The organism is Roseateles sp. PN1, assembly GCF_038419725.1.
Classification (GTDB): Bacteria; Pseudomonadota; Gammaproteobacteria; order Burkholderiales; family Burkholderiaceae_C; genus Paucibacter_A.
The window spans coordinates 34,923-60,527 of the sequence record NZ_JBCARA010000011.1 but is presented as its reverse complement, the minus strand read 5'-3'; the positions used below and the strand labels follow the sequence as shown (position 1 = coordinate 60,527).

Below are 25,605 nucleotides of genomic sequence, written 5' to 3'. Positions count from 1 at the left end.
GGCATAAAAAAACCCGGCCTAAGCCGGGTTTTGCTGGGCCGCCAAGCATGGGTCTAAACCCACGCTGGCGATCACCATCTCGAACGATCAGGGCTTGTTGCCTGTCGGGAAGGGCCATGCGGCTTGGGGGCTCAGCGCGGTCTTGGCTGCGGGAGCAGCGGCAGCGGGCTTGGCAGCGGGCTTCTTGGCAGGCGCTGCGGCCTTGCCGGTCTTCACCGGAGGCTTGACTGGAGGCGTGTCCTTCTTTGCAGGAGCAGCGACCTTCTTCGCAGGTGCAGCAGCCTTCTTGGCAGGAGCAGCAGCAACCTTCTTCGCAGGAGCAGCAGCCTTCTTCGCAGGCGCAGCGGCCTTCTTAGCAGGAGCAGCAACCTTCTTCGCAGGTGCAGCGACCTTCTTAGCAGGAGCAGCAGCCTTCTTCGCAGGTGCAGCGGCCTTCTTAGCAGGAGCAGCAGCCTTCTTAGCAGGTGCGGCAGCCTTCTTCGCCGGAGCAGCAACCTTCTTCGCAGGTGCAGCGGCCTTCTTCGCCGGAGCAGCAACCTTCTTCGCAGGTGCAGCAGCCTTCTTCGCCGGAGCAGCAACCTTCTTCGCAGGTGCGGCAGCCTTCTTAGCAGGAGCAGCAGCCTTCTTCGCAGGTGCAGCGGCCTTCTTCGCAGGTGCGGCAGCCTTCTTAGCAGGTGCAGCTGCCTTCACGGGAGCGACCTTCTTTGCCGGTGCGGCTGCCTTCTTTGCGGGTGCGGCGGCCTTCTTAGCCACGACTTTCTTTGCAGTTGCCATTTCAGTTCTCCTTGATCAAGTGGAAAAAGCACTGCGCACAGCCAGCACGGTTAAGCGCCGCTGCCTCGCAGCTATTCATCGCCCAGATGTCGCCCAGGAGGAGCGCCCCAGTACGGTGAATTTTGGTTTCGACAACCCGAGCCCGCGCTTTCAGCACGAGCCCTTGGTCCTCGACAAATTCAATTTCTTCTTGAGCTAAGAACTGAGATGGATGCGTAGCAAGCACCCAAGTCGGAGTTCAGTCATTTGGCACGCAGGCCATTTGGCTTGAACGAGTCACAAGACAAGCCGCAGGGCTTGTCTTGCGTCCGGGCTCAATCCCAGCTCAAGGCGCCACCGGATTGGTATTCGATGACGCGAGTTTCAAAAAAGTTACGTTCCTTCTTCAGGTCAATCATTTCGCTCATCCAAGGGAAGGGGTTTTCCTCGTTAGGGAACAACTCCTCCAAGCCGATCTGAGTCGCGCGCCGATTGGCGATGTAACGCAGATAGCCCTTGAACATCGATGCATTCAGACCCAAGACGCCGCGCGGCATGGTGTCTTCGGCGTAGGCATATTCGAGATCCACGGCCTTCATGAACAGCGCCTTGATTTCGGCCTTGAAATCGGCCGTCCACAAATGCGGGTTCTCCATCTTCAGCTGGTTGATCAGGTCGATGCCGAAATTGCAGTGCATGGACTCGTCACGCAAGATGTACTGGTACTGCTCAGCAGCGCCGGTCATCTTGTTCTGCCGACCCATGGCCAGAATTTGCGTGAAGCCGACGTAGAAGAACAGGCCTTCCATCAAGCAGGCGAAGACGATCAGGCTCTTCAGCAGCGTCTGGTCAGTCTCGGGCGTGCCGGTGTGGAAGTGCGGGTCCATGATCGCTTCGATGAAGGGGATCAGGAACTCGTCCTTGTCGCGGATGGACTTGACTTCGTTGTAGGCGTTGAAGATCTCGGACTCATCCAGACCCAGCGACTCCACGATGTACTGATACGCGTGGGTGTGGATCGCCTCTTCAAAGGCTTGGCGCAGCAGGAACTGACGGCACTCGGGCGCCGTGATGTGGCGGTAGGTGCCCAGCACGATGTTGTTGGCGGCCAGCGAATCGGCGGTCACGAAAAAGCCGAGATTGCGCTTGATGATGCGGCGCTCGTCTTCGGTCAGACCGTTCGGGTCTTTCCACAAGGCGATGTCGCGCGACATATTCACTTCCTGCGGCATCCAATGATTGGCACAAGTGGCGAGGTACTTTTCCCAGGCCCACTTGTACTTGAAGGGCACCAACTGGTTGACGTCGGTCTGGCCGTTGATGATGCGCTTGTCGGCCGCTTTGACGCGGCGCTCGGCAGCGCTCAAGGTCGGCGCCACAGCCGCGGCCGAAGACACCGGGGCCGACGCAGCGGCGCTGCGAATTGGGGAGTTAGCGGTCGTCACAGCAGTGACGGTTGCACCCGCGTTCGCAGCAGTGCCGGACGCGGTATTTGCATGTGCTTTATCAGCAGGCTTCAGGTCTTCTTCCCAAACCAACATAGTGGCCTTCCTATCGAAACGAATTATCAGAGTGTTGTGTTCAAACACCAAGAACTTCTTGACATCGCGCAACGAATTGCGTTGCTCGCGAGCATCGTCCTAACGCTCAATTTACGCAGATCCCACCAAACACAGAAGCCGGCACGTTAAAACGAGAACCGACTTTGAGCCGATGAACAGTGGCTTCCAAGGCATCGCGCGCTTTAAGCCAAAGCTGAGTGCGCGCGTTGCCCTCATTCACTGAAGGGCCGAGCAGTCCGGGTGGTGGCTATCGCACACATCGCCGCGCGATGCTGTGTTTTCACCCCATCCATCCTGCAGAGCCCATGCTTGCTGGCAAGCATGGCGGTCCGACTTGTGGCTGCAACTCACATCGCGGGGCGATGTTGAGCCGTCGCCGCAAGCCGCTTGCCGGTCGCTTGCTTACTGGCAGGCCTCGCAATCCGGGTTGTCAATCGAGCAGAACTTCATGTCGGTGGCGGGCAGCTCTTCTTCCACCGGTGCGGCAGGTGCTGGCGCCGACAAGATCGGGGCAGCCGCGCCGGACGAGACGGAGTTGAGTTGACCCGACTTGGTGACGGTGCTCTTCTCGGCCGACGAAGCGCTCATGGTGCGGAGGTAGTAGGTCGTCTTCAGGCCACGCAACCAAGCCAGCTTGTAGGTTTCATCGAGCTTCTTGCCCGAGGCACCGGCCATATAGATGTTCAGGGACTGAGCCTGGTCGATCCACTTCTGGCGGCGCGCGGCGGCTTCCACCAACCACTGCGTTTCCACTTCGAAGGCGGTGGCGTACAGAGCCTTGAGTTCTTCAGGCACGCGGTCGATGCGACGCAGCGAACCGTCGAAGTGCTTCAGGTCCATGACCATCACGTCATCCCACAGGCCCAGCTTCTTCAGGTCACGCACCAAGGATTCATTGATGATGGTGAACTCGCCGGACAGATTCGACTTGACCGAGAGGTTGCCGAAGCAAGGCTCGATCGAAGCGTCCACGCCGATGATGTTGGAGATGGTCGCGGTCGGCGCGATCGCCACGCAGTTGCTATTACGCATGCCGTGCGCTTTGATCTTGGCGCGCAGTGCCGCCCAGTCCATGCTGGTGCTGCGGTCCACTTCCACATAGCCGCCACGGGCTTCGGCCAGCAGGTCCAGCGAATCGATCGGCAAGATGCCTTGATCCCACAGCGAACCTTGGTAGCTGGAGTAACGGCCACGCTCAGCTGCCAGCTCGGTCGACGCTTCATAAGCGTAGTAGCAGATGGCTTCCATCGAGCGGTCAGCAAACTCCACCGCGGCGTCCGAGGCGTAAGGCGTGCGCAGCGCATACAACGCGTCCTGGAAGCCCATCAGGCCCAGGCCCACCGGGCGGTGGCGCAGGTTCGAGTCACGCGCCTTCTTGACGGCGTAGTAGTTGATGTCGATGACGTTGTCCAACATGCGCATGGCGGTCGAGATCGTCTTGCGCAGCTTGTCGTGGTCAACGCCACCGTCCTTCAAATGCTGGACCAGATTGACCGAACCCAGATTGCAGACGGCGATTTCGCTGTCATTGGTATTCAGTGTGATCTCGGTGCACAGATTGCTGGAGTGGACAACGCCCACGTGCTGCTGGGGCGAGCGCACATTGCAAGCGTCCTTGAAGGTGATCCAGGGATGGCCGGTCTCGAACAGCATCGAGAGCATCTTGCGCCACAGGTCCTTGGCCGGCAGGCGCTTGAACAGTTTGATCTCGCCACGGTCGGCCTTGGCCTCGTACTCGACATAAGCCTTCTCGAAGGCAGCGCCGAACAGGTCGTGCAGGTCAGGCGTGTTGGAGGGGCTGAACAGGGTCCAGTCGCCACCATCCATGACACGGCGCATGAACAGATCGGGGATCCAGTTCGCGGTGTTCATGTCGTGGGTGCGGCGGCGGTCATCGCCGGTGTTCTTGCGCAGCTCCAGGAACTCTTCGATGTCCAGGTGCCAAGATTCCAGGTACGCGCAGACCGCGCCCTTGCGCTTGCCGCCCTGGTTCACCGCCACAGCCGTGTCGTTGACCACCTTCAGGAAAGGCACAACGCCTTGCGACTTGCCGTTGGTGCCCTTGATATGCGAGCCCAGGGCGCGCACTGGCGTCCAGTCATTGCCCAGGCCGCCGGCGAACTTGCTCAGCAGGGCGTTTTCTTTCAGCGCCTCGTAGATGCCGTCCAGATCGTCGGCCACGGTGGTCAGGTAGCAGCTCGACAGTTGCGAGCGACGTGTGCCGGAATTGAACAGCGTCGGCGTGCTGGACATGAAGTCAAAGCTCGACAGCACTTCGTAGAACTCGATGGCGCGGGTTTCGCGGTCGATTTCGTTCAGCGCCAGGCCCATGGCCACGCGCATGAAGAAGGCCTGCGGCATTTCGATGCGCTGGTCGTCGATGTGCTGGAAGTAGCGGTCATACAGAGTCTGCAGACCCAGGTAGTCAAACTGCAGGTCACGGTCAGCCTTCAGCGCGGCACCCAGGCGGGCCAGGTCGTACTGACCCAGCTTCTCGTCCAGCAATTCGGCCTTGATGCCCTTCTTGATGTAGCCGGGGAAGTACTCGGCATAGCGGGTGTGCATCTGCTCTTGCGTGATCTCGCCACCAATCACCTCACGGCGGATGGTGTGCAGCAGCAGGCGCGCGGTGGCGCGGCTGTAGGACGGATCCTTCTCGATCAAGGTACGCGCGGCCAGGATGGAGGCCTTGTAGACCTCGTCGATCGGCACACCGTCGTACAGATTGCGCTTGGTTTCAGCCAGGATGGGCTCGGGCTTCACATCGGCGCCCAGGCCGGCACAGGCCGACACGATCAGGCTTTGCAGATGCGCCAGATCCAGTGGCACGCGTTGGCCACGGTCGATCACGGTCAGCGCAGCCGCAGCCACCGGGGCCATTTGCTCCACTTGGCGGGCACGCTCTTGGAAGCGGCGTTCACGATACAAGACATAAGCGCGCGCCACTTCGTGGTGGCCACCGCGCATCAAGCCCAGTTCAACTTGGTCCTGCACGTCTTCGATGTGGAAGGTGCCACCGCTGGGGCGCGAACGCACCAGGGCGCGCACGACCGCTTCGGTCAGGCCATCCACCGTCTCGCGCACGCTGGCTGAGGCCGCGCCGGTCGTGCCATGCACGGCCAGGAATGCCTTCATCAAGGCCACGGCGATCTTGCTAGGCTCAAACGACACCACAGCACCGTTGCGGCGCAGGATGTGATACGCCAGATAGGCCGAGGCCTGGCCCTGGCCATGACTCACTGCGGCTGCGTGGCGATCGCCGTCTGACACTGCTTGATCAACATGAGTTTGCATGGATGAAGTCCTTTCTTCTGTGGTTTTGTCGGAGTCAAAAACAGGCAGTCGATAACGCCGCTACCGAGCTATGAAGCTCACGGCGGCGCGATCTCGTGCCTGCGATTGGAATTTCTGTTGTGCTGAATTGCTCGCGCCTGGAGTGCCGCCCCGACGGTCAGGCATCAAGGCCTGACCAGAGACGGCAGCGCGTTCCTGGGGTGATCGGCGGGGGCTTGCAAATACGCTTCGCGGCGCGAAATCGCATTCAAACTCCACACGAACCCTGCGCCCTTGCCGGCTCGAAAAGCAGTCGGACAAGGTGCTGAACTCAGGGCTGAAGGATACCATGAAGCGCACTATATCTGGGGCCAAGTACCCCATCAAGCACTACGGATAGCGTACCTATCCGCTTGACGCCACCGGTTTGAACGGCTAGCCGGGCTTGAATTAGCGGCTTTTTTTCGGTTTGCGCGCAGCTCGCACAGCACGCCAAGCCCGATGGCATCGCAGCGCGCCCGCGCCAACCCGCATCAGGCCTTGCTTGGCGCCGAAAACGCCCCGCTAAGCCGCGCCAATGCTTGCTTTGAGAAGTGCTGATTGAGAGCGCAGCGCCGCTGCGATCCAGCGCATTCGGCAGCACGACTGGCACGCTGCCAGCACCGCGCAAAGGGTAAGTCCCAGGCCAAATTCACCCTCAATCCCGCGAGCCGGGTGAGGGCTTGGCCCGAACTCAGCCGCCCTCGCCTTCGGTGATGCCCAGCCGCGCCATGCGGTAGCGGATTTGCCGCAAAGACAGGCCCAGGCTGGCGCCTGCGGCCGTGCGGTTGAAGCGATGGCGTTCCAGCGCGCGCAGCAAGATTTCGCGTTCCACCTCGTCCAGATACACCGCCAAATCCGCAGGAATGTCCCCGGGCGCCAAGCTGGGCACGCCGGCCGCTTTTTCGCGCAAGGCTGAGGCCGGCGGCAGCGCATCACCCGCATCCAGCGGCTCCACCTCGTCCAGCATGGACTCGGGCAGACCCAGATCGGGCGCGTCAATCCACTCGCCACCCGCCATCGCCAGCGCACGGTGCAACAGGTTTTCCAGCTCACGCACATTGCCTGGGAAGGCATAGCGGGTCAGCTGGGCCAGCGCCGCCGGGGTCAGGCGCGGCGTGGGTGACACGCCGGCATCGGCCGCGATGCGGCTCAGCACCTTGTCGGCAATCAGCGGGATGTCTTCGATGCGCTCACGCAGCGGCGGTACGCGCAGCTGGATGACGTTGAGCCGGTAGAACAAATCCTGGCGGAAGCGCCCCGCCGTCACCTCGCTGCCGAGGTCTTTGTGGGTGGCACTGAGGATGCGCACATTCACCGGCGTTTCCACCACCGCCCCTACTGGACGCACCGAACGCTCCTGAATGCAGCGCAGCAGTTTGCTCTGCATGGCCAGCGGCAGATCGCCGATTTCATCCAAGAACAAGGTGCCGCCATCGGCCGTCTGGAAAAAACCTTCGCGGTCTTCGTTGGCGCCGGTGAAGGCACCCTTGCGGTAGCCGAAAAACTCGGCTTCGAGCAATTGTTCAGGGATTGCCCCGCAATTGACCGCGACGAAGCGTTGGCGCGCTCGCGGGCCGCTGTCGTGAATGGCGCGTGCCACCAATTCCTTACCGGTGCCGGACTCGCCCTGCACCAGCACCGGCGCCATGCTGCGGGCCACCTTGTCGATCAAGGCACGCACCTCTTGCATAGCAGCGGACTGGCCTGCCAAGCGCGACAAGGCCGCCGCGGCGGCCGTCTGCGCGGGCATGGCTTGCGGCCTGACTGGCGCGGCAAATGAGGCCTGCGTAGGCGCAAGCGCGGCCGGTTTGCTGGGCGCGCCGGCCTTGGCGGCAATTGCGGCGGTGGCCGCCTCGCTGGCATTCAAGGCCTGCTGGCTGGGCAGTTGCGAGGTTTGCACGGTCGCGGCCGTGGCCGGCATACGGCCCAGGGCCGAGGCCACCACCAAGCGGAATTGGCGCAGGTCCACCGGCTTGGTCAGGTAGTCATAAGCCCCGGCCTTGAGCGCCTCGACCGCGTTTTCGGCCGAGCCAAAGGCGGTGATCACCAAGGCCTTTTCTTGCCGGCCCTGGGCCTCCAGCCACTGCAAGATGTCCAGCCCGCTGCCATCGGGCAGGCGCATATCGGTGATGACGGCACTGAAGCTGCGCGCCTGCAAATGCCGCAAGGCATCGCTGACGGTGCCGGCCGTCTCCATTTCATAGCCTTCGCGCAGCAGGGTCAGCTCGTAGAGCGTGCGTAGATCGGGCTCGTCGTCCACCACCAGCAGGCTAAAGATCGGGTTCGCTGTGCTCATGCGCGTTCTTCTTCACTCGTTCATTCGTTGGTTGCTTCGTTGACCACATCAAGTCAGGGCCGCGCTGGTGGCATCAAGCGCAGGCGCAGGCTGAACTCATTGCCCGCCTGAACGCCGCCCGGGCGCCAGTGGTAATCAATGCTGGCACCGTAGCGCTCGCACAGCTCCCGGCAAATGTACAAGCCCAGGCCCGAACCACGGCTGCGGGTGGAGAAGAAAGGCTCAAACAGATGCCGCTCCACTTCGGGCGGTATCGCCGCGCCGCAATTGAAGACGCGCAAGCGGGCCCAGCGCGGGCTGTCCCGCGGCAGCTCTCTTTGGCCGTCCCAGACCTCGTCTGCCTCGGGCTCCAGCGCCAGCTCGACCTGCACACAGGCCGGCCCCGGCTCGGCATGGCGCCAGGCGTTGTCCAGCAAATTGACCAGCACGCGGCGCAGATGCTCGGGGTCAAAGGCAATGATCAAGGGCTGCAAGGGCACGGTGCAGCTGAGCGGGTCAGAGGGCCCCGGCGGCAATTGATTGGTGCGTGCCCAGTCCAGGCAGGTCTCACTCACCAGCAGCGCCGCGTCAACCGGCACGGCCACCGACTTGGCGCCCGGCGCCACTTCCAGCACATCATCAACAATGCGTTTGAGCCGCTGCACATTGGCCGCCACCATGCGGGTGAGCTGCTGGGCGCGCGCCTCTTGCGCTTCTTGGGCATCTTCTGCCAGCAAGGCATTGGCCTGATCGATGGCTGCGAGCGGGTTACGAATCTCATGCGCAATGCCGGCCGACACCCGGCCCATCGCCGCCAGCTTGTCCTGCTGCAAGCGGGCCTGCAACAAGCGCGTGTCCTCCACAAACAGCACGCACAGGTCTTCGCTGGTGTCGGACTCGCGCCGGCGGGTGAAGCGCATGCGCAGGCGCAAGCCGCGCAGCACCTGACCCTGCTCGTCGAAACGCAGATCCACATCGCGCCCGGCCTCGGGCCAAGCGCCTTCGGCAAAGGCCTGCTCCACCGCCTGCACCAAGGGCACCCAGGCCGGCACACCGCGCAACTGAAAAGGGGCGGGGCGAACCATCGTGCCATCGGCCAGCAAGGCCCGCGCGGCTGGATTGGCGGCGCGCACCCGGCCGCGCCTGTCCACCACCATCACGCCTTCTTGCATCTCGTCAATCACCAAGCGATTGAGCTGCGCTTGCTGGCGCGCGAACTCCATGCTGCCGCGCGCGCTGCGCTCTTCCTTGGCCAGGCGGCTGGCCAATTCACTGGCCATCAAGCTGAAGACAAAGAAGCCGCCACCCAGCAGACCGGCCTGGGTCAGGCGCAGGCCCACATCGCCGCCCTCCAGCACCGACCAGGCCGCCACACCCAACATCCACAAAGTGGCCGCCGCGGCAGTGGCCAGGGCCAAAACCCGGGGCGTGAGCACGCCGGCCATCAGCACCGGCATCACCAGCAAGGCGCCGTAATTGACATTGGCGGCGCGCTCAAACGCATGCAGGCCGCCGAAGACCAGCAAATCCAGGCCGATGCTGCCCCACCACTGCGGGCTGCTGACCCGCGCCATGGTTTGCGCCGAAGCGCCGCGCATCAGCTGCGGCCACAACCACAAACTCATCGCTTGCACGGCATACAGCACGCACAAAGCCAAGGTCAAGGGCACTGCCGCGCTGCCCAGCAAAACAGCCATCAGCTGCACGGCCACCAGCACCACACCCAGCGCCGCGCGGGCGCCGAGAAAGGTGCGGTAAAGCCGCGCAAACGCACTGCCGCCGGTATTGACCAAGCGCCGCGCCTGCTGAAAAAAGAAGCGCGACTCGGGGCCGGCCACGCCAGCGCCCGAGGCCACTGCGGCGGCATCCTCACCAGGCCCATGAAGCTCATGGGGGGCAGGCCGCTCCGCCTCTTCCCTCCCGATGCCGCTATCACCTTCGTCGAACTGCGAGACGCCGCCGCCCTCCTCCTGGCCCGCTTGCGCACTTGGCGCCAAGCCGAACCAATTCGCCCTGGACCCGGCCATGCTCAGGCGCCCGACGGGGGCTGCTGCGCCTCGAAGGCAGCGCGATGCGCGGCCGAGCAGAACACGCCACCCTTGCCTGGCAGAGCTTCGTCGCGCGGCAAATGCAGGCCGCAATGGGCGCAGCTGAGCATGGTCTGCGGCGCCGCTTCAGGATCGGCGGGCGTGCCGGGCGCACTGGGCTTGGGCGCCTTCGTCTGCGCGGGGCGTGAATGCTTCATGCCCAGCAAGAAAACCACCAGGCCCAGCAGCAAAAGAATCAGAAAGAATTTCATCTCACAGGCCTACTCTCAAAGGTTGGGTGCTTCGCACCACTTAGTAGGCAACTGGCTTTTGCACCAGCACTTCCAGCACAAAGCGCGAGCCCACATAGGACAGCAGCAAGAGCATGGCGCCAAAGTACAACCAGCGCGTGGCGCGCCGCCCGCGCCAACCGAACACGCGCCGCCCGGTCAACAAGCCCGTCAACACCAGCCAACCCAGCACGGCCAGCAAATTCTTGTGATCCCAACGCCAGTGCGGCGTGAACCACCAGCCCAGCAAAATGGCTGCCGACAAGGCCGCCACCCCGGCGGCCACAAACTGGAATGTCAGCCGTTCCAGCCGCAACAAGGGCATCACCGGCTGCGCTGCAGGCTCGCTGCTCCCGCCCAGGCCGGGCTTGTTGAGGGTGCGCATCATGCGCTCGGCCCGGTTCAGCAACGCGGCATGCAAGACCGCCACGCCAAATAAGCCGTAAGAGGCCAGGCCCAGCAACCAATGCAGCGGAGCCCAGGGCGAACCTGCATGCGGCCGGCTTTCACCCGGGAACACCCAGGCGACCAACACCGCTGCCGCAGCGATCAAGGCCAAGATGCGCCGCACGCTCGGCAATGGCAGAAAGCGGCTTTCCAACATATACACCGCCAGCACCAACCACACCGTGGCCGACAGGGCCGGCCCAAAGCCGAAGCGGGTGCCAGGCACAGCCTGACCCAAGCCCGAAAAATCCAGCAGCAAGGCCAGCAGATGCAAGCCCCAGGCCAGCAGCAAAAGACCGGGCAAGCGCTGCGCCAGGCCCGTGGGCGCCTGCTCCGGCACCTGCGGCAACACCGACTTGGCACTATGGCCCGCCACCACGCCATAAGCCACAACCGCCAACAAACTGGCGCCCGCCAGCAGCAGATTGGCGGCCCCCGAAGATGCGATGGATAAAATCATGGCCACAGTGTACTTTTGCGCGCCTCTCTCTACAGGAGGGCGCCACCCCCAATGGCTTCCAATTTGACCGACCGCCTCAGTCGCCTCGTGAAAACGATGCGCGGCCAAGCCCGCATCACCGAGAGCAATGTCCAGGAGATGCTGCGCGAAGTGCGCATGGCCCTGCTGGAGGCCGACGTGGCCCTGCCCGTGGTGCGCGACTTCATTAATCGCGTCAAAGAAAAAGCCCTGGGCGCCGAAGTGGTGGGGTCGCTCAACCCCGGCCAGGTGCTGGTGTCCATCGTGCAGAAGGAACTCGCCGCCACCATGGGCGAGGGCGTGGCCGATCTCAACCTCGCCGCCCAGCCGCCCGCCGTCATCCTGATGGCCGGCCTGCAGGGTGCGGGTAAGACCACCACCACGGCCAAGCTGGCCAAGCACCTGATTGAAAAGCGCAAGAAGAAGGTGCTAACGGTCTCGGCCGACGTCTACCGCCCCGCTGCCATCGAACAGCTCAAGACGGTGACGGCCCAGGCCGGCGCCGAATGGTTCCCCTCGGCGCCGGATCAAAAGCCGCGCGAGATCGCGCTGGCCGCCATCGACTACGCCAAAAAGCATTACTTCGATGTGCTGCTGGTGGACACGGCCGGCCGCCTGGCGATTGATGAAGCGCTGATGGCCGAGATCCGCGATCTGCACGCCATCCTGAACCCGATCGAAACCCTGTTCGTGGTCGACGCCATGCAGGGTCAGGACGCGATCAACACAGCCAAAGCCTTCAAGGAAGCGCTGCCGCTGACCGGCATCGTGCTGACCAAGCTGGACGGCGACTCACGCGGCGGCGCGGCGCTGTCGGTACGCCAGATCACCGGCGCGCCGATCAAGTTCGCCGGCGTGTCCGAGAAGATCGACGGCCTGGAAGTCTTCGACGCCGAACGCCACGCCGGCCGCGTGCTGGGCATGGGCGACATCGTCGCCCTGGTCGAGGAAGTGACCAAGGGCGTCGACGTGGCCGCGGCGCAGAAGCTGGCCGAGAAACTCAAGAGCGGCAGCGGCTTTGACCTGAACGACTTCCTGGCGCAGATCTCGCAGATGAAGAAGATGGGCGGCCTGGCCGGCCTAATGGACAAGCTGCCCACGCAGATGACAGCCAAAGCCGGTCCGCAAGACATGGACCGCGCCGAGCGCGATATGAAACGCATGGAAGGCATCTTGAACGCGATGACCGCCAAGGAGCGCCGTCAACCCAATCTGCTGCTGGACGGCAAGAGCAAGGCCAGCCGCAAGCGCCGTATCGCCACCGGCGCCGGCGTGCAGATCCAGGATGTGAACCGCCTGCTGACTCAGTTCGATCAGATGCAGGGCATGATGAAGAAGATGAGCGGCGGCGGCATGATGAAGATGATGAAGAAGATGGGCGGCATGAAGGGGCTGAAGGGCATGATGCCCGGGATGTAAAGTCCCCCGGCCTGCGGGTACGCAGTCCACCCCCCGAGGGGGTAAAAGCAAAAAGGGGCCTTGGCCCCTTTTTGCTTTTTGGTGGCGCTAGGCGCCAGCCCTTCCTCGCTTACTCCAGCAGCGCTTGCGCGAACTCGCGCGCATTGAAGGTCTGCAAGTCTTCCAGCTTCTCACCCACGCCGATGAAGTAGACCGGAATGGCCCGCTCGCGCGCGATGGCGGCCAGCACGCCGCCCTTGGCCGTGCCGTCGAGCTTGGTGACGATCAGGCCGGTGAGGCCCAGCGCATCGTCAAATGACTTGACCTGGCTGAGTGCGTTCTGGCCGGTATTGCCATCCACCACCAGCAAGACTTCGTGCGGCGCGTCGGCCTGTGCTTTGGTGATGACGCGCTTGATCTTCTTCAGCTCTTCCATCAGATGCAGCTGAGTCGGCAGGCGACCGGCAGTATCGGCAATCACCACATCGCAGCCGCGCGCACGGCCGGCATTGACGGCATCAAAAGTCACCGAGGCCGGGTCGCCGCCCTCTTGGCTGATGATCTGCACCTGGGTGCGGTCGGCCCAGACCGATAACTGCTCGCGCGCCGCCGCGCGGAAGGTATCGGCCGCCGCCAGCAAGACCTTCTGATCGGCTTCGGCCAGATGCCGCGTGAGCTTGCCGATGCTGGTCGTCTTGCCCGCACCGTTGACGCCCACCACCATCATCACCGTGGGCGTATGCAAGCCCACCGCCAAGGATTTCTCCAGGGGCTTGAGCAGTTCGGCCAACGCCTCCACCAACAATCCGCGCACAGCTTGCGGGTCCGTCGCCTTCGACTCTTTGACGCGACGCTTCAAGTCGGCCAACAAGAACTCAGTGGCTTTGACGCCCGCATCGGCCATCAACAGCGCGGCCTCCAGCTCTTCGTACAGCGCGTCATCAATCTGCGTGCCGGTGAAGACCTGGGCGATGCTGGAGCCGGTCTTGCGCAGGCCTTGGCGCAGCTTATCGATCCAGCTGCGGCGCGGTTCGGCGGGTGCCGGTGCGGGTGCCGGTGCCGGTGCGGGTGCGGGTGCGGGTGCGGGTGCGGGTGCGGGTGCAGGTGCAGGCACTGGCACTGGCACTGGCACTGGCACTGGCACTGGCACTGGCACTGGCACTGGCACTGATTGTGGTGCTGGTGCTGCGACTGACTGAACAAGCGCAGGCGATTCGATGGGCGCGGGAGGCTGCACGACCGGCGGCAAAGCCTCAGGCTCAACTTCAGGCGAGGCATCCACCATGACTGGCTCAGGACTCACATCAGGCAACGCCGGGGCCGCAGGCGCGAGCACAGGCACCGGCACAGCGGCCGGCTCAGGCAGGTTCACGGCGACCGGCGACACTTCGGCCACAGGAGCTGGAGCAGGCACCGGCGCCGGCGCTTCGCCGAACAATTTTTTCTTGAGGAAACTAAACATCTGAGAACCTGAAATCTCCGGGTTCGGCTCCTCGCAAGGAACATCCTCGCTGATTGAGCACCCGGCGCGAGGCCTAGGCTTGCACCCCGACCCGAAGGCCCGAATCATAATCGGCCGACTTGCCCACTCCCGGCCCACACCCCATGCACATCCACGACGAGCAAGCCACCACCGCCCTGCTGCCCTTTGATCGTCTGATTCCCGCCGTGGCGCAAGCCATGCTGGACCTGCGCGCCGGCCACATCCACGCCAGCCAGCGCACCGTGCTGCCCCTGCCCGAAGGCGGCAGCTACCTTGCCATGCCCTGCACCGATGCGCAGTTCGCCATCACCAAGCTGGTGGCCGTGACTCCGGCCAACCGACTTGTGGGCCAGCCCACCATCCAAGGCCGGGTCATCGTCAGCCAGGCCAGCACAGGCACACCGCTGATGGTCTTGGACGGCTCGGTCGTAACTGCCCGCCGCACCGCCGCCGTCACCTTGCTCGGGATCGAAACACTGCTCGGCGGCGCCCCGAGCAGCGTGGCCCTGGTCGGCACCGGTGGCCAAGCCCGCATGCACGCACTGGCCATGGCCGAACGCTGGCCCGGCGTGGAGCTGCGCAGCGTTGGCCGCACCGCGTCGCAAAGCAAGCTGTTCGCCGCCAGCCTGGCCGACGAGGCACACATCAACATCAAAGCCCTGTCCTTGGAACAAGCCCTGCTCGGCGCCACCGTGGCTGTCGCCGCCACCACCTCGCTGACGGCGGTCTTGCCGCCGGATGTGGACGCCAGCACCTTGATCGTCGGCCTGGGCAGCTTCACCCCCGAGATGGCCGAACTACCCGCCGCCCAGGTACGCACACGCCAGGTCTGGGTCGACGACCTGGACGGCGCCCGCCATGAGGCCGGTGACTTGCTGCAAGCCGGCCTCGACTGGTCGCGCGTTCACCCGCTCAGCGACGCCCTGCTTACCCCCGAGGTGCGCCGCGCCCCCATGCTGCTGAAAACCGTCGGCCACGCCGCCTGGGACCTGGCCGCCGTGCGGGTCGCCATGGGCGCCGACACCGGCAATTCAACTATTTGAAAGTTTTTTTAGAAAAACTCTTGCGGAGCAAAAAATAACGGTGCTATAGTAGAGGGCTTGAGGCGCTTTAGCTCAGCCGGTTAGAGCGACGGAATCATAATCCGCAGGTCCGGGGTTCGAATCCCTGAAGCGCCACCAAATCAAAAAAAGCCTTGTAGGTCAATGACTTACAGGGCTTTTTTCCTTTCCGGTGCGACGGTCGGTGTCACGGTGTGGACATGGCAGGCAATCGCATACACAAGCTTCCGAATGTTGTCAAGAGTCGCCACGGTGTGTGGTACTTTCGCATCTACGAAGGTGGACAAGAGCGGCGGTTTTCGCTAGGAACCAAGGATTGGCAGCTTGCTAAACTTCTGGCAATGCGTGTCCATCTGGAAAGGTCGAGCGTGGCAATAAGAAAATTTGATGTCGTACTTCCTGGGGGCTTTGAAGTACGCAATCTCAATACCGCTGAAGATGTGGAACGCTTCACGCAGCTTGCAGCAGATCGCCATTTTCAGGAACTTGTGAGGCTTTCAGCTTCCAAACCTGTGCACTCAAACGGCGCTGGCCTTTCCCAAAAATCCCCCCTTCTCTCTAACGAGTCTCAGGCTTCGCCAGCAAAAACTAAGCCGTTTTCTGATTGTGTGGCCCTCTATTTGGCCGAAAAGAAACACGACAATTCGGCCAAAACTCTGCTGGAAAAGCAATCAACCCTCGAAGAATTTCAGCGATTTTTTGGCGATTTGGATTTGAATTTGTTCACTGCTGAGCAGGCCATTTCCTACAAAAATCGTCAAATTTCTGATGGATTGAGTGCCCTTCGTATCAATAAACGGGTGGGCTTTCTCCGTGATTTTTTCACATATTCCATCAATAACAGGCTGTATTTCCAGGACAACCCTTTCCAGAATTTGGGCATCAGTCGGAAGTCAAAACTTGCCCAAAAGGTGAAAAGTTACGAGGCATTTTCTGACGATGACCTGAAAGCCATTTTTGAAAATCCTGAGTTTTTGACCTACATGAACAAGCCAGATTATTACTGGCTCCCTCTTCTTGCGCTCCATTCTGGTGCGCGAATTGAGGAACTGGCAAGCCTGAAATTGACCCAAATTCGACAAGAAAACGGGGTCTGGTTCTTCAAAATCGAGAAGGCCAAGAACAAAAATTCAGTTCGTCAGATTCCAATTCACCCCCAAATTATGGCCCTTGGATTTGACAAATACACTGAATCCGTGAAGGATAAAGGGGGTCAATTGTTCCCCCACTTGAAGGACTCCATCAACGGATTTTCCAAAAATTGCAGCCGAAGGTTTGGCCTGTATTTGGAAAAAATCGGGATCAAGGATGGCCGAAAAGTGTTCCACAGTTTTCGGTCAACCTTCATTAATCGGATGACTTACCTGAACACTCACCCTGCAATTTTGATGGCAGTGGTGGGCCACTTTGAACAAGGCAACCTCGATCTGAGCAGCCCTCATTTTTCGGTTTACCAGAAAAATAAGCCGCTGGCTGTTCTGAACGAAGCTGTCCAAAAGCTGAGTTTTGACCTCAAATTTCCAACCCGAAGTTGGGAATGAAGGTCAACCCGGCCAACAAAACAAACCGCCCTTGAGGCGGTTTTTTTGTGGTCGGAAGGGGAGTCCAGAGGGGCGCAGCCCCTTTGGCAGACTGAGCAAGAACGAAGTTCGCAGCGTGGGTATCGAAGATACCCCTAGTCTGTACCTAAAGGTATCAAAAAGCCAAAAACCTACCCCATACTTCCAAAACAAAAATAGCAAGAAAACCGATGACATAAGGCTACCATAAGGGTATTGACGCCGACAAAAAATCTGCTAATGTAATATTAGGCAGGTGAAAAATGGCTGAACAAGAAAAACCAAAAAGCCAATGGATGCATCTGGAACTTTATTCCAGATCAGGCACATTGAACAAGAGCGAGAAGAACACAAAAACCAGTGTGGGCGGTGTAGTGAATGAAGCGATCCGCACGCCGGGTTTTGTGGATCACATTCTCCAAGATGGGGGACAACCTTCCCCACCATCCCATATATATAGTGTGGACGGAAAAACTCTCGATCAGCACATGGGGGAAATTTTGGCCCAAGTGGAAACTGAACGAGATCCGATGGGTCGAAAAATTCGGGCTGACAAGAATATTCTGTTGGCAGGAACTGCAAGTTATCCTAAACCAGTTAAGGCGGATAACTGGACTCCTGATGATCGTCAGAACTACGAGTTGTGGAAAGAGCAGACCCTAGACTTTCTGAAAAATCAGTTTGGGGAAAACTTGATTTGTGCACTTGAGCACCAGGATGAGGCATATCCCCATTTGCATTTTTATGCCGTCAATCGTCAGAGAATTTCTGAGACTCCTATTCTTCATCCTGGGCATGCCTCAAACATCAAACTGGAAAAGGAAGCCAAGACAAATAACAAAAAGCCGAATTCCAGCGAAATGACAAAAGCCTATCGTGCAGCAATGCGGGATTTTCAGGATGCATACTACAACGAAGTTTCCGTTTACTGTGGATTTGATCGCCTCGGCCCCAAGGTTCAGCGAATGAACAGAAATGAATGGAAGGCCAGAAAGCAGGCAAACAAGAGAATGCGAGATGTGGTCAGAAAACTGAAGGTAGAGGCAAAATCGGTTCAAAGCCGGGGCGAGAAGATCGAGCAGCTAGCCAATGAGCTTGAAATCCAAATGGCGGAAAATCAAGAGTGGGAAAACAGACTGGAACAGGAAACAAAAGCTCTGGAAAGTGGCACAAAGGATCTTGAGCTTGCCCAGTACGTGAAAAAGAACAATCCAGAAATTGCCGCCTCATTCAATATTCAGTATGCGAGAAAGCAGGTTGCAGTCAAATCAAAGAAAATGGGCTTCGCACCGAAATAACTCTTGACAAATAATCGCTTCTGTGCATAATAAATAAACCCGCCGCAGCGGGTTTATCGTTAACTGTACTAATAAGCACAGACTGGCATCAAAGCCAATAAGATTGCAACAACAATCTTGATGACTAGCCAGAAGAGTTTGCTTCCTTTCATGGAAGTCTCCTCATCCCGTGTCTTCCTGAAACTTGAGTTGGCCCTATTGGCACCATTGCCAGTAGGGCACTCAAGCCCACATGCGTAATCAAACGGTTTCACTCACATGTGCCAACATGGTAGGTGATCCGGTTGGTGATACACTAGGTGTCACGGTTCAGGGCAAAAATGGCCGTCGCATCTGAACCTAAGTTATTGATTTGCAACGAATTTTTGAGTTTTGGTGGTCGTTTTAGGTGATCGTCCCTGAAGCGCCACCAAAAAATGGAAGCCTTGTAAGTCGACGACTTACAAGGCTTTTTCATTTTCAGGACTGCAAATGGAACGCCCGCGGCGGGATCCAAGCCTCTGCTACTCCATTGACCGCACCCTGCCCTGTCCCGCTCCTACTTCTGCTGCCACGCCGGCCCAACTCCAGCACCCGCACGCAGAGCCCCCGGCAGTTCGCGCGCAAGTCCGCCAGAGCAGCGCCGACACCGCCACCAGCGATGTTCACCTCCCGCTCCACCGTTCAGTCGCGGTAGAGCGCTTCCACCACATCGCGATGCGCCTCGATCACCGCGGTGCGGCGCAGCTTCAACGTGGGCGTCAGCTGCCCGGCATCGATGCTGAAATTGCCCGCGATGATGTCGAACTTGCGCACTTGGCTGACCCGCGCGTGCCGCGCGTTGACCTCGTCCACCTGCGCCTGCACGGCAGCCAATAGCTTGGGATGCTGTAGCAAGCCCATCTGCGGCAAACCTTCCCTTTCGGCAAAGGCTTGCAACTCCGCAGCCTTGAGCGTCAGCAAGGCCGCCAAGAAATGCCGGCCTTCACCCACCACCACTGCATGCTCAATCAGAGGCTGGCTCATCAGGTCGCTCTCCACATTGGCTGGCGAGATGTTCTTGCCCCCGGAGGTGATGATCAGGTCCTTCTTGCGGCCGGTGATGTAGAGATAGCCCTGCTCATCCAGGCGCCCCAGATCACCACTGTGCAACCAGCCGCCTTGCAGCGCTTCGGCGGTGGCCCGCGCATCGCCGGCATAGCCCACAAAGACGCCAGGGCCCTGCATCAGCACCTCGCCATCCTCGGCGATGCGCAGCGCCAGCCCCGGAATGGCACGGCCCACCGAGCCGATACGCGTGGCACCCTCGACATTGAGGGTCGCCGGGCCGCACACCTCGCTCTGCCCGTAAACCTCGCGCACCACCAGATCCAAGCCAAGGAAGAAGTTCAGGTTCTCCGGCGAAATCGGTGCCGCGCCCGAGATCAGCAGCACCGCCTCGTCCAGGCCCAGCGCCTTCTTGACCTTGTTCAACACCAACCGGCGCGCCAGGCCCATTTGCAGGCGCTGCAGCAGGCCGGGCGAGCGGCCGTAGAGCCGGCACTCATGCCAGCGCCGCGACACGCCCATGGACCAACGCGCCAGCACGCCCTTGATGCCGGTGGCCGCGCCGATCTTCTCGGCCAGACCGGTATGCATCTTCTCCCACAGCCGCGGCACGCCGAAGTAGATGGTCGGGTGCACCTCCTTCATATGGTCCAGCAGCTGATCGATGGCGCGCGCGAAATAGATGGCATAGCCGCCCCGCGCGGGGGCATGGATGGCGCCCACTTTCTCTGCCACATGGGCGAAGGGCAAAAAGGAAATCAGGCGTGAGCGCTCATGCGTGCGGTAGATCTGATTGAGCGCCTGCGCGGTCCAGGCCAGATTGCCGTGGCTGAGCATCACCGCCTTGGGGTGGCCGGTGGTGCCCGAGGTATAGATCAAGGCCCCCAGATCGCTGGGCTGCAATGCCGCCAGCCGGCCCTCCACCTCGGCCTGCAGATCCGCCGCATCGGCGCCGCTGCCCAAAGCCAAGAAAGCATCCCAAGCCAGGGTCTGCGGCAGCTGTACACCCCCCATGCTGACGACATCCTTGAGATAGGGCAGCGCCTTGCGCCGGCCCTCGATCTTGGCCAACTGCGCCGCATCCTCCAGCAGCAAGAGCGGCGCCTTGGCATGGTTCAGGATGTAGTCGACCTCGGTCGGCGCGCTGGTCCAGTAGATGCCTGCCGTGGTGGCGCCGACCATCATCGCGGCATGATCCATGATCAGCCATTCGGGCCGATTGAAGCCCAGGATGCAGACGCTCTGATGCGGCTGCACGCCCAGCGCCACCAGGGCGCGCGCAGCACGCTGGACCACGGCCAGCAGCTCAGCCCAGCTGTGAGGCTCCCAGCTGCGCTCGCCGCGCACGTAGTAGGCGGGGCGATCCGGGATGCGCGCGGCCGTGGCCAGCAGACAAAACGGGGTCAGCTGCCGCTCGGCAGCAGCGCCACCGGGAGCATGGGTGTCGGTCATCGCCGTCTCCTTCGGATTGCTGGACTAAGCACTGCGGGTGGTGGTGCTCGTGCTCAGCAGCTCAAGCCGAGCAGCGACCGCGCTTCAGCGGGGCTGGCAATGGCACGCCCGGCGCGCTCGGCGCACTGCGCCAAGGCTTGAATCAGCACACCGTTGCCGCTGGCGCGGGTGCCGTCGGGCAGGTAGAAGGTGTCTTCCAGCCCGGTGCGCAACATGCCGCCGAGCTCAGCAGTGCGCTGGTGCACCGGCCAGATCTCGGCGCGGCCGATCAAGGTGCTCTGCCACACCGCGCCCTCCACCACATAGCGCGGCAAGAGCGCGAGCAGATCGGCATCACAAGGCATGCCCGAAGCCACACCCATCACGAAGTTGTACTCGGGCCGGCCCATGGTCTCGGCTTTGAACATGCCGTTCTTCACGAACATGCCCACCGCGCGGACGATGCCCACATCGAAGCATTCAAACTCGGGGTGCACGCCACATTCCGCCATCACATCCAAAAAGGCCTGCACCTTCGCCACCGGGTTGTCGAACACCATCGGCGGCCAGGCCCAGTTGCCATCATCCTTGAGCTTGAGGTAGTTGAGGCTGCCGGCATTGCAGGCGGCAATCTCGGGGCGCACCCGGCGTATGCAAGCGGCGGGACCGGAAATGTCCGGGCCGATCACGCCGGTGGTGAGGTTGATGATGACGCCGGGGCAAGCGGCCCGAATGGCACTGACCACGCTGTCGGCCACGTCTGGATCCCAGCTGGGCAGATGGCTCAAACCCTCATCCTGCATGCGCAAGTGCACATGCATCACCGAGGCGCCGGCGTTGAAGGCATCGCGCGCCTCTTGCGCCATCTGCGCCGGCGTCACCGGCACCGGGTGCTGCTTGGGATTGGTGAGCACGCCCGTCAGCGCGCAGCTCAAAATGGCTTTGCTCTTGTCCATGTGATTCCTCAATCCTCAAGTTCGACCAGCAAGGCGCCGGCCGCCACAGATTCGCGCAGCCCCACATGCAGCGCCTTCACACGCCCGGCCCGGCCGGCGGTGAGCCACATTTCCATCTTCATGGCCTCCACGCTGAGCAAGGGCTGACCCTCCGCCACCGCATCGCCCACCGCCACCAAGACCTGCGCCACCAGGCCCGCCACGGGGGCACGCGCATGGGCGGGGTTATTCAGATCGCGGGCCTCGGGAAAGGCCGAAGGCTCGTGGAAGCTGAACACGGCTGCAGCGCTGGCAAGTTCCAGGCGACGCTTGCTTTCATCACGCACCGCAATGACGCTGCGCTGCACACCGTCCAGGGCCACGCGCCAGCGGCCCTCGGCGTCTTGGCCCAGCAGGCTGACTTGGTGCACCTGCTCGGGGCCTTGCAGGCGCAGCTGGGCGCCACTGGCCGTGACACGCCAGTGGCGGCGCTGCTCGCCCTGCTGCAGGGCAAAGTCAAAGCTGGCCACGCCAGCGGGCCGCGCGGTGGCAGGCCCTTCACCCAGCAGCAGGGCGGCGGCGATCAGCCAGTCGGCCGGCGCGGGCTGGGGCGCCAGCAAGGCCCATTCGTCCAAAGAGGCGGTGTGCAAGCGGGCCGCGCGGAAGTCCTGGTGGTCCAGCAGATCGACCAAGAAGCTCCCATTGTTGACTATGCCCAAAAGAGGCGCATCGACAAGGGCGGCGCGCAGGCGCCGGATGGCATCCTCGCGGTCGCGCCCATGGGCGATAAATTTGGCCACCATGGCGTCGTAATGCGGCCCCACCTCGCCGCCCTCGGCCACGCCGGCATCGATGCGCACACCGGGGCGAAGCGCCAGCTCAGGCCGCCACCAGGTGATCTGGCCGGTCTGCGGCCGAAAGCCCTCGTAGGGATTCTCCACATAGAGCCGTACCTCGATGGCATGGCCCTGGAACTGCACATCCTGCTGCGCCAGCGGCAAGGGCTCGCCCGCGGCGATGCGCAGCTGCCATTCCACCAGGTCCAGACCAGTGACGCATTCGGTCACCGGGTGCTCGACCTGCAAGCGCGTATTCATCTCCAGGAAGTAATGCTTCAACTCCGCATCGACGATGAACTCCACCGTGCCCGCCCCCACATAACCTACCGCCTGTGCGGCCGCCACCGCATCGGCGCCCATGGCGGCACGCATGGCCGCACTCACCACCGGCGAGGGCGATTCTTCGATCACTTTCTGACGGCGACGCTGCGCCGTGCAGTCGCGCTCACCCAGGTGGATGCAATGCCCGTGGGCATCGGCAAACACCTGAATCTCGATGTGCCGGCCCTGGGTGATGAGGCGCTCCAGCATCAGGGTGCCGTCGCCGAAGGCGCTCTCGGCCTCGCGGCGCGCGCCGGCCAGCGCGCCGGCCAACTCGGCCGGCTGATGCACCACCCGCATGCCCCGCCCGCCGCCGCCCGCCACGGCCTTGACCAGCAGCGGGTAGCCCAGCTTCGCGGCCTCGGCTGTGAGCGTGGCTTCGTCCTGCTGCGCGCCCAGATAGCCCGGCACGCAGGGCACAGCTGCCGCCAACATGCGCTGCTTGGCGGCCGACTTGCTGCCCATGGCCGCAATGCTGGCCGCCGGCGGGCCGATGAACACCAGGCCCGCGTCCACACAGGCTTGGGCGAAGTCAGGCCACTCGGAGAGGAAGCCGTAGCCGGGGTGGAGGGCATCGGCACCGGTGCGGCGCGCGGCATCCAAGATGGCGGCGATGTCCAGATAGGAATGGATCGCCAGCGCCTCGTCGGCCTGCGCCACATGGGGCGACTGTGCGTCAGGCTCGGTGTAGACGGCCACGGTGCGATAACCCAGATTGCGGGCCGTGCGCATTACGCGGCAGGCGATTTCGCCGCGGTTGGCGACAAGAATTTTGCTAAACATGGCTGCTCCGCGGCTCAATCGCCGCTCGCTGCGCGAGCCAGGCGATTTGGTGTTTGCTCACATGCTGCGCATATGAGCGCACCCCTGCGCCTGCGGCGCGACCGCCACGATTGGCGACAAGAATTTTGCTAAACATGGCTGCTCCGCGGCTCAATCGCCGCTCGCTGCGCGAGACAGGCGATTTGGTGTTTGCTCACATGCTGCGCATATGAGCGCACCCCCGCGCCTGCGGCGCGACCGCCACGATTGGCAATGAGCATCTTGCTGAAGCTGCTCATAGCGGTGCCCATAGCGGCTTGCGTTGTTCGAGAAAGGCGCTCACCCCTTCCATGCCCTCGGGGCCCAGCGCGGCTTTGGTGAAAGCCTCGGCCGCCTCATCCACCAGGCTGGCCGGGGCATGCAAGCGCGCCCTGGCCATCAAGGCCTTGGTGGCCGCAAGTGCGCCGGGTGCACAGCGCAGGATTTCGCCCAACACACGCTGCAGGGCCGCGTCCAGTTCAGCGCCCACATGCAGCTCGTGCACCAGGCCGAGGGCCAAGGCCTGGCGAGCGTCCAGCTTGCCGCCGGTGACAGCCAGGCGCCGCGCCTGCGAGTAGCCCAGGCGCTCCACCAAGAATGGGGCAATCTGTGCCGGCACCACACCCAGCGAGGTCTCGGGCAAGCGCAGGCTCGCCGTCTCGCCCGCCAGCACCACATCGGCAACACAGGCCAGGCCCAAGCCACCGCCCATCACCACACCCTCCAGCAGCACCACGATGGCCAACTTGCTGGCCGCAAAAGCGCCGCAGAGGTGGCCGAAGGCGGCGTTCATCTCGGCCAGCACGCGCGGGCCGTCTTCGGCCAAACGCATACGCGCAGCGGCCATGTCCTTGAGGTCGCCGCCCGCGCAGAAATGCCCACCGGCACCGCGCAGCACGATCACCCGCACCGAGGCATCCGCCTCGGCCGCCGCTAGCGCGGCACGCAGCTCGGCCACCATGGCGATCGACAGCGCATTGCGCAGCTCGGGCCGGTTGAGCGTGAGGTGCAGCACGCCGCCCTCTCGCCGCAGCAGAACAGTTTTCGGTTCACTCATACGAGAACGTCCTTACACCAAAGGGGACAGCCCGTCGCAGGCCACGAGCCCATGGCCTTGGCGCCCGACGCGCGTAGGGGTGGGTCATTTCGGCAGCGTGCCTTCGAGTTTGCAGATGATGGACAGCATCACCTCATCAGCGCCGCCGCCGATGGAGACCAAGCGCCCATCGCGGAAGGCCTGGCTGATGGGGTTGTCCCAGGTGAAGCCCATGCCGCCCCAGTACTGCAAACAGGAATCGGACACCTCGCGAATCAGCCGGCCGCATTTGAGCTTGGCCATGGAGGCCAGCTTGGTGACGTCTTTGCCACTCACATACTGATCCACCGCCGTATAGGTGAGTGCGCGCAGCGCCTCCACCTCGGTGCGCAACTCGGCCAGGCGGAAATGCACCACCTGGTTGTCGAGGATGGACTTGCCAAAGGCCTTGCGCTCGCGGGTGTAGCCGATGGTCAGGTCGATCAGGCGGTCCAGGTTCTTCAACGAGCTGGCCGCGCCCCAGAGCCGCTCCTCCTGGAACTGCATCATCTGGAACATAAAGCCCATGCCCTCTTGCCCGATCAGATTGCGCTGCGGCACGCGCACGTTGTCGAAGAAGAGCTGGGCGGTGTCGGACGCATCCATGCCGATCTTGTGGATCTTCTGGCGCGTGATGCCGGGCGTGTCCATGGGCACGATGATCAGGCTCTTGTTCTTGTGCACCGAGCCGTCACTGGTGTTGGCTAGCAGGCAGCACCAGTCCGCTTGCATGGCGTTGGTGATCCACATCTTGCTGCCGTTGATCACATAGTCGCCGCCCTCCTTCTTGGCCGTGGTCTTGATGGCGGCCACGTCCGAGCCGCCGCCGGCCTCGGAGACGCCCAAGCAACCGACCACATCGCCGGCGATGGATGGCGCCAGAAACTCGCGCCTGAGTTCGTCCGAACCGAAGCGCGCCAGCGCCGGCGTACACATATCGGTGTGCACGCCGATGCCCATGGGCACGCCGGCACAGGCGCACGTGCCCAGGGCCTCGGCCATCACCATGGAATAGCTGAAGTCCAGGCCCGCGCCGCCGTACTCCTCGGGGTATTTCAGGCCCAGCAAGCCCAGATTGCCGAGCTTTTTGAAGACCTCGTGGGCCGGGAACTGCTCGGCCTTCTCCCACTCGGGCACATAGGGGTTGAGCTCTTTTTCAACGAACTTGGCCACGGTGTCGTAAAGGGCACGGTGTTCAGCGGTGAGTTGCATCGCGGGTCTCCTGGTGTTG

The 25,605-nt window shown here is 62.1% G+C and carries 17 protein-coding genes and 1 tRNA gene; 5 read left to right on the top strand and 13 right to left on the bottom strand.

Features of this window, described 5'->3' with window-relative positions:
- Positions 1-87: 87 nt before the first annotated feature.
- The 7 genes from AABB87_RS16870 to AABB87_RS16840 form a co-directional block, all read right to left on the bottom strand.
- Positions 88-774, bottom strand: a complete 687-nt coding sequence (locus AABB87_RS16870) for a histone H1 (protein WP_341972444.1) — start codon at positions 772-774, stop codon at positions 88-90.
- 314 nt (positions 775-1,088) lie between these two features.
- A complete protein-coding gene (locus AABB87_RS16865) occupies positions 1,089-2,294 on the bottom strand; it encodes a ribonucleotide-diphosphate reductase subunit beta (RefSeq protein ID WP_341972443.1) in 1,206 nt (401 codons plus the stop codon).
- A 423-nt stretch (positions 2,295-2,717) separates the two neighbouring features.
- Positions 2,718-5,609: a ribonucleoside-diphosphate reductase subunit alpha gene (locus AABB87_RS16860; RefSeq protein ID WP_341972442.1), complete on the bottom strand. Its 2,892-nt coding sequence runs from the start codon at positions 5,607-5,609 to the stop codon at positions 2,718-2,720.
- Positions 5,610-6,321: 712 nt separating this feature from the next.
- Positions 6,322-7,926 (bottom strand): sigma-54-dependent transcriptional regulator, encoded by a 1,605-nt coding sequence (locus tag AABB87_RS16855; protein ID WP_341972441.1) that lies wholly within the window; start codon positions 7,924-7,926, stop codon positions 6,322-6,324.
- A 53-nt stretch (positions 7,927-7,979) separates the two neighbouring features.
- Complete coding sequence (locus tag AABB87_RS16850) at positions 7,980-9,932, bottom strand: sensor histidine kinase (RefSeq protein ID WP_341972440.1); 1,953 nt, start codon at positions 9,930-9,932, stop codon at positions 7,980-7,982.
- A 2-nt stretch (positions 9,933-9,934) separates the two neighbouring features.
- Positions 9,935-10,204, bottom strand: a complete 270-nt coding sequence (locus tag AABB87_RS16845) for a PP0621 family protein (RefSeq protein WP_341972439.1) — start codon at positions 10,202-10,204, stop codon at positions 9,935-9,937.
- Positions 10,205-10,244: 40 nt separating this feature from the next.
- Positions 10,245-11,129, bottom strand: a complete 885-nt coding sequence (locus tag AABB87_RS16840) for a cytochrome C assembly family protein (protein WP_341972438.1) — start codon at positions 11,127-11,129, stop codon at positions 10,245-10,247.
- Between the two features lie 51 nt (positions 11,130-11,180).
- On the opposite strand from AABB87_RS16840, the gene ffh reads away from it, so the two are divergent.
- Positions 11,181-12,566: a signal recognition particle protein gene (ffh, locus tag AABB87_RS16835; RefSeq protein ID WP_058720678.1), complete on the top strand. Its 1,386-nt coding sequence runs from the start codon at positions 11,181-11,183 to the stop codon at positions 12,564-12,566.
- Between the two features lie 109 nt (positions 12,567-12,675).
- Here the strand turns inward: ffh and ftsY are convergent, their stop codons facing one another.
- Positions 12,676-14,007, bottom strand: coding sequence for a signal recognition particle-docking protein FtsY (gene ftsY / locus AABB87_RS16830; protein WP_445944882.1), 1,332 nt, complete (start codon positions 14,005-14,007; stop codon positions 12,676-12,678).
- A 143-nt stretch (positions 14,008-14,150) separates the two neighbouring features.
- On the opposite strand from ftsY, the gene AABB87_RS16825 reads away from it, so the two are divergent.
- The 4 genes from AABB87_RS16825 to AABB87_RS16810 all read left to right on the top strand — a co-directional run bounded on the left by AABB87_RS16825 (position 14,151) and on the right by AABB87_RS16810 (position 17,946).
- Positions 14,151-15,071 (top strand): delta(1)-pyrroline-2-carboxylate reductase family protein, encoded by a 921-nt coding sequence (locus AABB87_RS16825; RefSeq protein ID WP_341972437.1) that lies wholly within the window; start codon positions 14,151-14,153, stop codon positions 15,069-15,071.
- A 61-nt stretch (positions 15,072-15,132) separates the two neighbouring features.
- Positions 15,133-15,209: transfer RNA gene (locus AABB87_RS16820), tRNA-Met, on the top strand.
- Positions 15,210-15,289: 80 nt separating this feature from the next.
- The gene (locus AABB87_RS16815; protein WP_341972436.1) at positions 15,290-16,630 is read left to right on the top strand and encodes a site-specific integrase; all 1,341 of its coding nucleotides are present in this window, start codon (positions 15,290-15,292) and stop codon (positions 16,628-16,630) included.
- Between the two features lie 281 nt (positions 16,631-16,911).
- A complete protein-coding gene (locus AABB87_RS16810) occupies positions 16,912-17,946 on the top strand; it encodes a plasmid recombination protein (RefSeq protein WP_341972435.1) in 1,035 nt (344 codons plus the stop codon).
- Between the two features lie 663 nt (positions 17,947-18,609).
- On the opposite strand, the gene AABB87_RS16805 is transcribed toward AABB87_RS16810, so the two are convergent.
- The 5 genes from AABB87_RS16805 to AABB87_RS16785 form a co-directional block, all read right to left on the bottom strand.
- Positions 18,610-20,424, bottom strand: a complete 1,815-nt coding sequence (locus AABB87_RS16805; protein WP_341972434.1) for an AMP-dependent synthetase/ligase — start codon at positions 20,422-20,424, stop codon at positions 18,610-18,612.
- 53 nt (positions 20,425-20,477) lie between these two features.
- Positions 20,478-21,359, bottom strand: a complete 882-nt coding sequence (locus tag AABB87_RS16800) for a 3-keto-5-aminohexanoate cleavage protein (protein ID WP_341972432.1) — start codon at positions 21,357-21,359, stop codon at positions 20,478-20,480.
- An 8-nt stretch (positions 21,360-21,367) separates the two neighbouring features.
- Positions 21,368-23,281, bottom strand: coding sequence for an acetyl/propionyl/methylcrotonyl-CoA carboxylase subunit alpha (locus tag AABB87_RS16795; protein ID WP_341972431.1), 1,914 nt, complete (start codon positions 23,279-23,281; stop codon positions 21,368-21,370).
- Positions 23,282-23,555: 274 nt separating this feature from the next.
- Complete coding sequence (locus AABB87_RS16790) at positions 23,556-24,356, bottom strand: enoyl-CoA hydratase/isomerase family protein (protein ID WP_341972430.1); 801 nt, start codon at positions 24,354-24,356, stop codon at positions 23,556-23,558.
- Between the two features lie 84 nt (positions 24,357-24,440).
- Positions 24,441-25,586: an acyl-CoA dehydrogenase family protein gene (locus AABB87_RS16785; protein ID WP_341972429.1), complete on the bottom strand. Its 1,146-nt coding sequence runs from the start codon at positions 25,584-25,586 to the stop codon at positions 24,441-24,443.
- Positions 25,587-25,605 lie beyond the last annotated feature (19 nt).